At 68.3% G+C, this 12,165-nt stretch carries 13 protein-coding genes; 11 read left to right on the top strand and 2 right to left on the bottom strand.

Annotated features, from left to right (window positions below; translation table 11 throughout):
* Window positions 1-68: 68 nt before the first annotated feature.
* Both FHR56_RS08180 and FHR56_RS08185 read left to right on the top strand, forming a co-directional pair.
* Window positions 69-371, top strand: a complete 303-nt coding sequence (locus FHR56_RS08180) for a DUF3861 family protein (protein WP_160947043.1) — start codon at window positions 69-71, stop codon at window positions 369-371.
* Between the two features lie 93 nt (window positions 372-464).
* Window positions 465-1,061 carry a DUF1439 domain-containing protein gene (locus FHR56_RS08185; protein ID WP_160947044.1) on the top strand — a complete coding sequence of 199 codons (597 nt, stop codon included), beginning with the start codon at window positions 465-467 and terminating at the stop codon, window positions 1,059-1,061.
* Between the two features lie 132 nt (window positions 1,062-1,193).
* On the opposite strand, the gene FHR56_RS08190 is transcribed toward FHR56_RS08185, so the two are convergent.
* The gene (locus FHR56_RS08190) at window positions 1,194-1,739 is read right to left on the bottom strand and encodes a type 1 glutamine amidotransferase domain-containing protein (protein WP_160947045.1); all 546 of its coding nucleotides are present in this window, start codon (window positions 1,737-1,739) and stop codon (window positions 1,194-1,196) included.
* A gap of 98 nt (window positions 1,740-1,837) precedes the next feature.
* A complete protein-coding gene (locus FHR56_RS08195) occupies window positions 1,838-2,305 on the bottom strand; it encodes an SET domain-containing protein-lysine N-methyltransferase (RefSeq protein WP_160947046.1) in 468 nt (155 codons plus the stop codon).
* 195 nt (window positions 2,306-2,500) lie between these two features.
* Between FHR56_RS08195 and FHR56_RS08200 the strand changes: the two genes are divergently transcribed.
* The 9 genes from FHR56_RS08200 (at window position 2,501) to upp (ending at window position 12,038) form a co-directional block, all read left to right on the top strand.
* The gene (locus FHR56_RS08200) at window positions 2,501-2,959 is read left to right on the top strand and encodes an SUF system Fe-S cluster assembly regulator (protein WP_019796608.1); all 459 of its coding nucleotides are present in this window, start codon (window positions 2,501-2,503) and stop codon (window positions 2,957-2,959) included.
* Window positions 2,960-2,974: 15 nt separating this feature from the next.
* Window positions 2,975-4,417 (top strand): Fe-S cluster assembly protein SufB, encoded by a 1,443-nt coding sequence (gene sufB, locus FHR56_RS08205; protein ID WP_160947047.1) that lies wholly within the window; start codon window positions 2,975-2,977, stop codon window positions 4,415-4,417.
* Between the two features lie 121 nt (window positions 4,418-4,538).
* Window positions 4,539-5,306, top strand: a complete 768-nt coding sequence (sufC, locus tag FHR56_RS08210; protein WP_019797168.1) for a Fe-S cluster assembly ATPase SufC — start codon at window positions 4,539-4,541, stop codon at window positions 5,304-5,306.
* Entirely contained in the window at window positions 5,303-6,565 is a 1,263-nt protein-coding gene (gene sufD / locus FHR56_RS08215; RefSeq protein WP_160947048.1) for a Fe-S cluster assembly protein SufD, read from the top strand. The genes sufC and sufD overlap by 4 nt, the downstream gene beginning before the upstream one ends.
* Window positions 6,562-7,812: a cysteine desulfurase gene (locus FHR56_RS08220; RefSeq protein WP_160947049.1), complete on the top strand. Its 1,251-nt coding sequence runs from the start codon at window positions 6,562-6,564 to the stop codon at window positions 7,810-7,812. Before sufD ends, FHR56_RS08220 begins: the two co-directional genes overlap by 4 nt.
* 146 nt (window positions 7,813-7,958) lie before the next feature.
* Window positions 7,959-8,495, top strand: coding sequence for a GNAT family N-acetyltransferase (locus FHR56_RS08225; protein WP_160947050.1), 537 nt, complete (start codon window positions 7,959-7,961; stop codon window positions 8,493-8,495).
* A complete protein-coding gene (locus FHR56_RS08230; protein WP_017915885.1) occupies window positions 8,492-8,824 on the top strand; it encodes a non-heme iron oxygenase ferredoxin subunit in 333 nt (110 codons plus the stop codon). Before FHR56_RS08225 ends, FHR56_RS08230 begins: the two co-directional genes overlap by 4 nt.
* A gap of 277 nt (window positions 8,825-9,101) precedes the next feature.
* A complete protein-coding gene (locus FHR56_RS08235) occupies window positions 9,102-11,282 on the top strand; it encodes a methyl-accepting chemotaxis protein (RefSeq protein ID WP_160947051.1) in 2,181 nt (726 codons plus the stop codon).
* Between the two features lie 123 nt (window positions 11,283-11,405).
* The gene (upp, locus tag FHR56_RS08240; protein ID WP_160947052.1) at window positions 11,406-12,038 is read left to right on the top strand and encodes a uracil phosphoribosyltransferase; all 633 of its coding nucleotides are present in this window, start codon (window positions 11,406-11,408) and stop codon (window positions 12,036-12,038) included.
* The last annotated feature ends 127 nt before the right edge of the window (window positions 12,039-12,165 follow it).

The raw sequence follows: 12,165 nt of genomic DNA on the forward strand, positions 1-12,165 counted from the left end.
GGGCAGCAGGCTCGTGGTGGCGCCTGGCCGCGCCTATCTTGGAGGCACACACCGCGTGCGCCACTGCCATGACCGCCTCCCAACGCTACCGCGTCACCGTCACCCCGATCCAGGACGACGGCCTGCCCTGCCAGGGCCGCTGCACCATCGAACTGGAGGCACGCTGCCGGCAGGACTGGATGCGCCTGCTGGAGGCGGCGCAGCGCCAGCCGGGATTGCGCGGCGACGAGCGCGCCGCGCTGATCGTCGGCACGCAGTTGCTGCGCAGCCTGGGCGAGCGCAGCGACGGCGAGGCGCGCGCGCTGCTGGCGCCGTTGCAGCCGGCGCTGGATGCCCTGCTCGCGCGGCTGGCGCCTGCGCCTGTCGCGTAAGGCCGCGACGCGGGGAGCGCAGCGATTCCGCTAATCGCGCATTCACCGCCCGCGGTTATGGTGAAACCCCTCTTCATTGCCAGGGCCCGCTCGATGACCTTCCGCCAGTTCACCCTGCGCGCCGCGGCGCTGCTGCTGCTCGCCACCGCCGCCCAGGTCCAGGCCGAGCCGACCATCCAGGGCCGCCAGGTCAGCGTCGGTGCCGCCGACGTGCAGCACTATCTCGACGGTAGCTTCCCGCAGACGCACAAGGCGCTCGGCGGGCTGATCAAGATGACCGTTCGCGACCCGAAGCTGAGCCTGCCGCCGGGCGATCGGCTGAAGATGCAGTTCGACCTGAGCATGGCCACCGGCGGCGGCGCGGCGACGCCACTGGGGCAGGTGCTGCTGACCAGCGCGTTGCGCTACGACCAGCAGAGCCAGAGCTTCCACCTGCAGTCCCCCACCATCGACGACTTCCGCCCGGCCGCCAACGGCGGCAAGCTCGACGCCAACACGCGCGAACTGCTCAATGCCTGGCTGGAGGACTATGCGCGCAAGGAGCCGATCTACAAGCTGGATCCGCGCCTGACCGCCATGCTCGGCGACGTGCAGATCCAGTCGGCCGGCGTGGAGAACGGCGCGCTGGTAGTGCGTTTCAATCAGGACATCAGCAAGCTGGTGCCCGCAGGCATGCTTCCCGGGCAATAACTTGCGCATGCCGGCGACGGCCGTCCGGCACACCGCGCACGCAAAAAAACGGCGGCCAAGGCCGCCGTTTCTACGTCGATCGCACTTCGGCCTACGCCACCAGCATGGCGGCGCAGGCGCACCGCCGCGGACTCAGCCCAGCGCCTTGGCCACGGCCTGCGCGAATGCCGGGATGTCGTCCGGCTTGCGGCTGGTGATCAGGTTGCCGTCCACCACCACCTCCTGGTCCTCCCAGCGTCCACCGGCATTGGACAGGTCGGTCTTCAGCGAGGGCCACGAGGTCACCTGGCGGTCGCGCACCAGCCCGCTCTCGGCCAGCAGCCACGGACCATGGCAGATCGCCGCCACCGGCTTGCCGGCACTGGCGAAGGACTGGATGAAGGCGATCGCCGTGGGCTCGGTGCGCAGGTTGTCGGGATTGATCACCCCGCCCGGCAGCACCAGCGCGTCGTAGTCGCCGGCCTGGGCCTGCTGCAATCGCTTGTCCACCGGCACGCTGTCGCCCCAGTCCTTCTTGTTCCAGCCGCGGATGCTGGTGGCCTCGCCCGGCGCGATCACGTCGACCTGGGCGCCCCAGGATTCCAGCAAGCGCTTGGGCTCCTGCAGTTCCGATTGCTCGAAACCGTCGGTGGCCAGGACAGCCACCTGCTTGCCGGCAAGGGAAGGCATTGCACTCATGGGACACTCCTCGAATGGGGGAACACCCACCCTAGGAGCGCCGCGGTGGCAAGGCCGTGAACCACGCGTCGGCGCGGCGTGCACGGCTGGACGTGACGCTAGCGCTTGGGCTGCAGCATGGTGCCGGTGCAATTCCTGGCACCGCAGCGGCATTCCCAGATCTTCTTCAGCCGCGGCGTGTGCCGCTCGGCCAGGGTGATGCCGTAGTTGTAGGTGAGTTCCTCGCCGGGCTTGATGTCGCGCAGCGCCTCGATCACCACCTTGTCCTTGCGGCGGTCCTCGCCCTCGGCCTCGACGATCACTGCCTCGCAGTTCGGCGCGCAGCTGTGGTTGATCCAGCGCGCGTCGTTGCCCTCGTAGTTGGCGTCGATCACGTAGTCGTCGCTGAGGGTGAACAGGAAGGTGTGTCCGGTCTCGACGTCGCCGGCCTCGTCGCGGTCGACCTCGGCGTGGGTGCGGCGGCGGCCCTTGTACTCGATGACCCGCTCGCCTTTCTTGAGCGGCAGCACGGCGAACACGCCGTTGCCATGGATGCGGGACTTGCGGGCGGCGATCTTGCGGGGCATGCGGCGATCCGGACAGGAAAGCCTAGATTCTGGCGCACATCGCCCGCGATCCCAAGCCCGCGCGTGTCAGGCCGTCAGACGCCACCCCGGCGAGGCCGAATCGCCACGATCGAAAGAAAAGATGAACGGCCGGGTTGGACCCTGCGGAGCAAAAGAGTACAATTTCGGTCCGCATTGAAATTCGACCGTGTCGCCATGCTCCGCGTCACCAAGCTCACCGATTACGCCACCGTCGTCCTGACCGTGCTCGCCGCGCGTCCGAACGAAGTGTTGAGCGCGACCGAACTGGCCGAGCAGGCCGGGCTGGAGTCGCCCACGGTGAGCAAGCTGCTCAAGCCGTTGGCCCAGGCCGGCCTGGTCGAAGGCCTGCGCGGCGTGCGCGGCGGCTACCGGCTGGCGCGCCCGGCCGACGCCATCACCCTGATCCAGATCGTCGAGGCGATGGAAGGCCCATTGGCGATCACCGAATGCAGCCACCACGGCAGCCAGTGCAGCATCGCCCAGACCTGCGGCGTGCGCTCCAACTGGCGGCTGATCAACGACGTGGTCGCCGACGCGCTGCGCGGCGTGACCCTGGCGCAGATGCTTCACCCCCTCCTCCCCTCCGGCGATCCGAAACGGCGTCCCATCGCCGTGCGGTTCGCGACCACCTGACCTGTAGGCAGCCCGATGGCCACCGAAAACGCTGAAATCCTGGAACGGCTGGGACGTCGCTACGACGCCGGCTTCGTCACCGACATCGAATCCGATTCGTTCCTGCCCGGCCTGAACGAGGACGTCGTGCGCGCCCTGTCCGTGAAGAAGGACGAGCCGGAATGGATGACCGAATGGCGCCTGGCCGCCTACCGGCACTGGCTGAAGATGCCGATGCCGCACTGGGCCAAGCTGGACATCGCACCGATCGACTTCCAGGCGCTGAGCTACTACTCCGCGCCCAAGGGCCCGAAGTACGCCTCGCTGGACGAGGTGCCGAAGGAATTGCTGGACACCTACGACAAGCTCGGCGTGCCGCTGCACGAGCGCGCCAAGCTCGCCGGCGTGGCGGTGGACGCGGTGTTCGACTCGGTTTCGGTCGGCACCACCTTCCGCAAGGAACTGGCCGAAAAGGGCGTGATCTTCTGCTCGATGTCCGAGGCGATCAAGGAACACCCGGAGTTGGTCAGGCAGTACCTCGGCAGCGTGGTGCCGGTCGGCGACAACTTCTTCGCCGCCCTCAACTCGGCGGTGTTCTCCGACGGCAGCTTCGTGTTCATTCCCAAGGGCGTGCGCTGCCCGATGGAGCTGAGCACCTATTTCCGCATCAACGCCGGCCACACCGGCCAGTTCGAGCGCACCCTGATCGTGTGCGAGGACAAGGCCTACGTGTCCTACCTGGAAGGCTGCACCGCGCCGATGCGCGACGAGAACCAGCTGCACGCGGCGGTGGTCGAGCTGGTGGCGCTGGAAGACGCCGAGATCAAGTATTCCACCGTGCAGAACTGGTATCCGGGCGACGAGGAAGGCCGCGGCGGCATCTACAACTTCGTGACCAAGCGCGGCGAGTGCCGCGGCGCGCGCAGCAAGATCACCTGGACCCAGGTCGAGACCGGTTCGGCGATCACCTGGAAGTACCCCTCGTGCGTGCTGCTGGGCGACGACTCGGTGGGCGAATTCCACTCGGTGGCGCTGACCCATCATCGCCAGCAGGCCGACACCGGCACCAAGATGATCCACGTCGGCAAGCGCACCAAGAGCAAGATCGTCAGCAAGGGCATCAGCGCCGGTCGCGGGCAGAACACCTACCGTGGCCTGGTCAAGGTGGAACGCAGCGCCGAGGGCGCGCGCAACTACACCCAGTGCGACTCGCTGCTGATCGGCAAGCAGTGCGGCGCGCATACCTTCCCGTACATCGAGGTGCGCCACCCCACCGCGACCGTCGAGCACGAGGCCACCACCTCCAAGATCAGCGACGACCAACTGTTCTATTGCCGCGCGCGCGGCATCGACCAGGAGAACGCGGTGTCGATGATCGTCGACGGCTTCTGCAAGCAGGTGTTCCGCGAACTGCCGATGGAGTTCGCGGTGGAAGCCAAAAAGCTGCTGGAAGTGTCGCTGGAAGGCTCGGTGGGCTGACGCCTGCGAAGCCGGGAATCGGGAATGGAGAATCGGGAATCGGTTCTCTTCCCGCATCTTTCCGCTGCACCTCTACCTGCTCTTCCCTATTCCCCATTCTCGAGTCCCGATTCCCAATATCATGCTGACCATAGACAACCTCCACGCCTCCGTCGCCGGCAAGGACATCCTCAAGGGCCTGTCGCTGCAGGTGAAGCCCGGCGAAGTGCACGCCATCATGGGCCCCAACGGCGCCGGCAAGTCCACCCTGGGCAACGTGCTGGCCGGCCGCGACGGCTACACCGTGACCGACGGCAGCGTGCGCTTCGACGACGCCGACCTGCTCGAACTGGAACCGGAGGAGCGCGCCGCCGCCGGCCTGTTCCTGGCCTTCCAGTATCCGGTGGAAATCCCCGGCGTGAACAACACCTACTTCCTGCGCGCCGCGCTCAATGCGCAGCGCAAGGCGCGCGGCGAGGCCGAGCTGGATTCGATGCAGTTCCTCAAGCTGGTGCGGCAGAAGCTGGCGGTGCTGCACCTCAAGGACGAACTGCTGCATCGCGGCGTCAACGAGGGCTTCTCCGGCGGCGAGAAGAAGCGCAACGAGATCTTCCAGCTGGCGGTGCTGGAACCGAAGCTGGCGATCCTCGACGAGACCGACAGCGGCCTGGACATCGACGCGCTTAAGACCGTCGCCGAAGGCGTCAACGCGCTGCGTTCGCCGGAGCGCGCGTTCGTGGTGATCACCCACTACCAGCGCCTGCTCGACTACATCAAGCCCGACGTGGTGCATGTGCTGGCCGATGGTCGCATCGTGCAGACCGGCGGCCCCGAGCTGGCGCTGGAGCTGGAAGCGCACGGCTATGCCTGGCTGAAGGAGCGCGTGGCGCCCGAGGCGGCGGTGCAATGAGCGCCCTGCTCGACTCGCTGGCCGCCGCGTTCCACGGCGATGGCGCGCGCCGCGCGCCGCTGGAGCAGGCGCTGCGCGACGGCCTGCCCGGCGCGCGCAGCGAAGCCTGGAAGTACACCTCGCTGCGCGCGCTGGAACGGCGCAGCTTCGCGCCCGCACCGCAGACGGCACCGGCAGTGGATGCGGCACTGCTCGACGGCATCCCGGCACCGCGCCTGGTGTTCGTCAACGGCCGCGCCAGCGATACGCTGTCGGACCTGTCCGGCCTGCCGGCCGGGGTGGAGCTGCAGCGCCTGTCGACGATCCTGCAAAGCGGCGACGATGCCATGCGCTTCCTCGGCCGCCGCTTCGAGCGCAGCGACGAGGTGTTCGCCCGGCTCAACGCTGCCCTCGCCGACGAAGGCAGTGTGCTGCGGGTGGATGCCGGCGTGCGCGTGGCGCAGCCGCTGCACCTGGTGTTCGTCTCCACCGCTGCCGATTCCGATCTGGCCTGGCACCATCGCCACCTGATCGAACTGCGCCAGGACGCGACGCTGGCGCTGGTCGAGCATCACCTGCATGCCGGCGACGCCGCGCACCTGAGCAACAGCCTGGCGCACGTGCACCTGGCCGCCGGCGCGCAGCTGACCCACGCCCGCGTGCAGGACGAGGCGGCCGGCGTCACCGCGCTGCTGCGCACCGACGCGGTGCTGGCGCGCGACGCGCAGTACCGGCGCATGGACCTGGAACTGGGCGGCGCGCTCGCCCGGCACGAACTCAACGTGCGCCTGGAGGGCGACAACGCCCGGCTGGTCGCCAACGGCGTGCTGCTCGGCAATGGCCGGCGCCAGCTCGACACCCGCCTGGGCATCGAGCACATCGCCCGCGACACCGCCTGCGAACTGCTGTGGCGCGGCGTCGCCACCGGGCGCAGCCGCGTGGCCTTCCATGGCGGCATCCAGATCCGCCACGGCGCCGACGGCACCGACGCGGCGCTGTCGAACAAGAACCTGCTGCTGTCCGCCGACGCCGAGATCGATACCCAGCCGGTGCTGGTGATCGACGCCGACGAGGTCAAGGCCGCGCACGGCGCCACCGTCGGCCAGCTCGATACCAATGCATTGTTCTACCTGCGCTCGCGCGGCCTGCCGCAGGAGCGCGCGCAGCAACTGCTGACCGCCGCGTTCTGCCGCGAGCCGCTGGGCGCGCTGGAGCCGGCACTGAGCGAAGGCTTGCTGGCACGTCTGGAGCGGGCGCTCAGCGCCGCAGGCGTGGCATGAACGGGCCCGCTGCGCACACCGCCACGCCGCAGGCGCCGGACTGGGACGCGGTCCGGCGCGATTTCCCGCTGCTGATGCGGGAAGTGCACGGCAAGCCGCTGGTGTACTTCGACAACGCCAACACCGGGCAGAAGCCGCTGCAGGTGATCGCGGCAACCGACGCTTTCTACCGCCGCCACAACGCCAACGTCAGCCGCGCCGTGCACGCGCTCGGCAGCGAGGCCACCGAGGCCTACGAAGGCGCACGAACCCGGCTGGCGCGGTTTCTCAACGTGCGTGCCGACGAACTGGTGCTGTGCAGCGGCGCCACCTTCGCGCTGAACCTGGTGGCGTACTCGTGGGCACTGCCGCGGCTGCGCGCCGGCGACACCATCCTGGTGTCGCGCATGGAGCACCACGCCAACATCGTGCCCTGGCAACTCGTCGCGCAGCGCACCGGTGCCACGGTCAAGGTCGCCGAAATCACCGCCGACGGCGCGCTCGACCTGGACGCGCTGCGCGCGGCGATGACCGCCGACGTCAAGCTGCTGGCCCTGGCCCACGTCTCCAACGTGCTGGGCACGGTCAACCCGGTCCGCGAGATCTGCCGCGAGGCGCGCAAGCGCGGCATCGTCAGCGTCATCGACGGCTCGCAGGCGGCGCCGCACCGGCCGCTGGACGTGGCCGCGATCGGCTGCGACTTCTACGCCATCACCGGCCACAAGATGTGCGGCCCGACCGGCACCGGCGCGCTGTGGGCGCGGCGCGAGCACCTGCAGGCGATGCCGCCGTTCCTGGGCGGCGGCGAGATGATCAAGGAAGTCAGCTTCGACGGCACCGTGTTCAACGACCCGCCGCACAAGTTCGAGGCCGGCACCCCGAACATCGCCGGCTTCGTCGGCCTCGGTGCGGCGGTGGACTATCTGCAGGCGATCGGGCTGCAGCATGTGGAAGCGCGCGAGAGCGAACTGCTCGCACACCTCACCCAGGAACTGCAGCGGATCGACGGCCTGCGCCTGTTTGGTACCGCACCCGGCAAGGCCGCGGTGGTCTCGTTCCTGATCGAGGGCGCGCACGCCCACGACCTGGCCACCCTGCTCGACCTGGAAGGCGTGGCGGTGCGCTCCGGCCAGCACTGCGCGCACCCGCTGCTGCAGTTCTACGGCGTCGCCGCGACCTGCCGCGCCTCGCTGGCGTTCTACAACACGCACGAGGAGATCGAGCGCTTCGTGGCGGCGTTGTTGAAGGTACGCAAGCTATTGGGGTAAAGCCAGGACCCGGGACTCGGGACCCGGGACCCGAAAAATCAAAAGCGACACTTCAGGCCAGATCCGTCTCTGTACGAAATGGCAACGCTTTTGCTTTTCCGGGTCTCGGGTCCCGGGTCCCGGCTTCTCTCCGGCATAATCCCCGCATGCACACCCTCACCTTCCGCACCGCCACTGTCGACGATCTCGACGCCATCGCCGCCCTGGTCACCTCGGCCTATCGTGGCGACAGCAGCCGCGTCGGCTGGACCACCGAAGCCGACCTGCTCGACGGCAACCGCATCGACCGCGAGGTGCTGCGCGCCGACATCCTGCGCCCGCGCAGCCTGGTGCTGCTGGCCGAACGCGATGGCGCGCTGGTCGCCTGCGCGCACGTCGCCGACGAGGACGGTGCCGGCTATTTCGGCATGTTCTCGGTGCAGCCGCAGGCGCAGGGCGGCGGTCTGGGCAAGACCGTGCTGGCCGAGGCCGAGCGCATCGCCTGGCAGGAGTGGCGGTTGCCGCTGATGCGGATGTCGGTGATCGACCTGCGCGAAGAACTCATCGCCTTCTACGAGCGCCGCGGCTATCGCCGCACCGGCATCAAGAAGCCCTTTCCCTACGGCGATGCGCGCTTCGGCCTGCCCAAGCGCGAAGACCTGCGCTTCGAGGTGCTGGAAAAGCCGCTGGGCGGTGCTGCATGAGCGAGACCTGGACCTTCGTCTGCGCCGACGGCGAACTGCTGCCGGGCGAAATGAAGACGGTGTGGGACGAGGTGACCGACACGCCGATCGTGGTGTTCAACTTCGACGGCCAGTTCTATGCGCTGGAAGACCGCTGCAGCCACGAGGACTACGAGCTGTCCCCCGGCACCTTCGACCCTGCTGCCGGCAGCATCGAGTGCGTGCTGCACGGCGCCCGCTTCGACGTGCGCGACGGCCGTGCGCTGTGTGCGCCGGCTTATGGTCCGGTGCCGAAGTTTCCGGTGAAGTCCGAACACGGCGGGCTGTGGACCCGCGACGACCGCGGCTGAGCGCGCGGCGCGCGCGCCCCTATCCCAATACGGTTGTGCCGCGGCGTGTTTCGCCGGACAGCATGCGCCTGTCGCCTCATTGCTCCTGCGCGCCCACCAAACTCAAGCCCTTCAAGCACTTGGCGTCGCTAAAGATCTAGCGGCAGCGTGCCGCTATGTCTGTAGACAAATGAAGTTCTGCGTCTCAATTGTCATTGAAGTTTATTGCAAAAGAAAATTTATTTAATCGAAGGCCGCCACACACCGCTTCTGGACCGCATTCTCACGAGGAATTCCCATGACCGCCTTCCTGCAGCGTTTCAACGTCAGCCAGCGCCTTTCCGCCGCCTTCGGCATCCTGATCCTCATCTCCGGCCTCCTGGTGATTGCCGGGCTGATCACCATGACCGGCGCGCGCAAGCAGCTGGACATCATCGTGCACGGCAACGTCAAGAAGATCGAACTGTCCAGCGGCATGCTGGATGCGAACTCGGCCATCCTGATCGCACTGGGCGCGTACGCCAATCATTCGAGCGCGGACGACACCGCAAGTTCGCTGGCGCTGATCCAGCGCGAGCGCGCGCATTACGACGAGGAGCGAAAGAGGCTCTACGCAATGCCGACCACCCCGGCTGGCCAGGCCCTGCGCACGGAGATCGATCGTCTGCAGAAGATCGCGCGGCCGTTGAACAACGCCGTGATGGAAGCGGCCGCCGCGGGGGATTACCAGCGCGCGCAGACCCTGCTGCGTGAACAGTCGCGCCCTGCCACGCTGGCATGGCAGGCCAAGATCCGCGAGAACGTAGCCCTGCAGCACCGGCTTAGCGCCGAGGCTTATGACGCCGCGGTGAGCCACCTCTCACGCGGCCGGGCGATGCTGATCGGCGGAGGCATCGCGGCCGTCCTGGCCAGCAGCCTGCTGGCCTGGCTGATCACCCGTAGTCTCACCGTGCCGCTGAGCCGCGCCACCCGCGCCGCCGAGGCCATCGCCGACGGCCGCCTGGACAACGACGTGAGCACCGACGCGCGCGACGAACCCGGCCGTTTGCTGAGCGCGATGGACCGCATGCAGACCCAGCTGCAGCGTTTCTCCGGCGAGACCGCGTTGATGATCGAGCTGCATGCCGACAAGGACATCAGCCACCGCATGCCGCAGGATTTCCCCGGCGTGTACGGCGAACTGAGCAAGGGTATCAACACCATGATGTTCGAGCATCTGGATGCCATCGTCGACGCCATCGGCGTGCTCAACGAATACGCCAATGGCGACCTACGCCGCGATGCACGCCGCCTGCCCGGCAGCCGCGCGGTGCTGCACGAATCGATGGATGCGGCCAAGGCCAGCCTGCTGGCGATCAACACCGAGATCAAGCGCCTGGCCGCGGCCGCCGCCGCGGGCGATTTCAGTGCCCGCGGCGATGCTGCGCACTTCCAGCACGACTTCCGGCTGATGGTGCAGGACCTCAACGCGATGATGGAGGTCAGCGACCGCAACCTGGGCAAGCTGTCGGCGCTGCTGCAAGCCATCGCCGCCGGTGACCTGACCGCACGCATGGACGGCGAGTTCCACGGCGTGTTCGCGCGGATGCGCGACGACGCCAACGCCACCGCCGACCAGCTGACCGGCATCGTAGGCCGCATCCAGACCGCCGCGGTCAGCATCAATGCCGCGGCGACCGAGATCGCCGCCGGCAACGACGACCTGTCGCGCCGTACCGAGCAGCAGGCCGCCAGCCTGGAGGAAACCGCCGCCTCGATGGAGGAGCTGACCTCTACGGTGAAGCAGAACGCCGAGCACGCCCGCCAGGCCAATCAGTTGGCGGTGGGCGCGGCATCGGTCGCCTCGCAGGGCGGCGCGGTGGTTGGTCAGGTCGTCGAGACCATGAGCGGGATCGAGGCCTCTTCGAAGAAGATCGCCGACATCATCAGCGTCATCGACGGCATCGCGTTCCAGACCAACATCCTGGCGCTCAACGCCGCGGTGGAAGCCGCCCGTGCCGGCGAGCAGGGCCGCGGCTTCGCGGTGGTCGCCAGCGAAGTGCGCACGCTGGCGCAACGATCGGCCAACGCCGCCAAGGAGATCAAGGACCTCATCGACGACTCGGTCACCCGCGTCGCCGAGGGCTCGGCCCTGGTCGACCAGGCCGGCAAGACCATGCACGAGATCGTGTCGTCGGTGCAGCGCGTCACCGACATCATGGGCGAGATTTCCGCGGCCTCGCAGGAGCAGTCGGCCGGCATCGAGCAGGTCAACCAGACCGTCACGCAGATGGACGAGGCCACCCAGCAGAATGCGGCGCTGGTGGAGGAAGCCACGGCGGCGGCGCGCTCGATGGAAGAGCAGGCCGGCCAACTGACCCAGGTGGTGGCGCTGTTCAAGATCGACACGCGCCATGCCGCGGCCTCCGGCAGCGCGCGCAACGTGGCTGCGCAGCGTGCGCAGGCGCACACTGCCGAGGCACTCGATCCCGCGGCCTGAGCCACTCCGGCATGACCGGGATGCGTCCTCGCGGCGCATCCCGGGCCATGCGCCGGCGCCGACACCTGGCGGCGCCGGAGCCGGCTGCGGCACACTGTGCGCCTCCCCCTTGCGAGCGCGCCCATGAAGATCGTCGAAGTCCGCCACCCGCTGGTGCAACACAAGATCGGCCTGTTGCGCGACGCGGCGCTGAGCACCAAGGGCTTCCGCGAACTGGTCACCGAGCTGGGCACCCTGCTCGGCTACGAAGCCACCGCCGACCTGGAGACCGAGACCCACACCATGGACGGCTGGGCCGGCCCGACCCAGGTGCAGCGCATCGCCGGCGCCAAGATCACCCTGGTGCCGATCCTGCGCGCGGGGCTGGGCATGCTGCCTGGCGTGCTGGCGTTGATTCCCGCGGCGCGGGTCAGCGTGGTCGGCCTGCAGCGCGACGAGGAGACGCTGCAACCGGTGCCCTACTTCGAACGCCTGACCGGCCGCCTGGAGGAGCGCGACGCGCTGATCCTGGACCCGATGCTGGCCACCGGCGGCACCCTGATCGCCACCGTAGCCATGCTCAAGCGCGCTGGCGCGCGGCGGATCAAGGGCATTTTCCTGGTCGCCGCGCCGGAAGGCCTGCAGGCGCTGGAAGCGGCGCATCCGGACGTGGAGGTGTACACCGCCGCCATCGACGAGCGGCTCAACGACAAGGGCTACATCCTGCCGGGCCTGGGCGATGCCGGCGACCGCATCTTCGGCACCCGCCTGGGCTAGGGGTGTCATCAATCCCCGAGCATGCCGCGCTGCGGTTGCGCGTGCCTGTGGCAAGGAAGAACGAGGAAGTGGACGTGCGTCCACGCCCGAGCGATGGCGCAGCCACGGCCGCGCGCCTGCCAGACCC

Origin of the sequence: Xanthomonas sp. F10 (assembly GCF_014206815.1) — a bacterium.
Classification (GTDB): domain Bacteria; phylum Pseudomonadota; class Gammaproteobacteria; order Xanthomonadales; family Xanthomonadaceae; genus Xanthomonas_A; species Xanthomonas_A indica.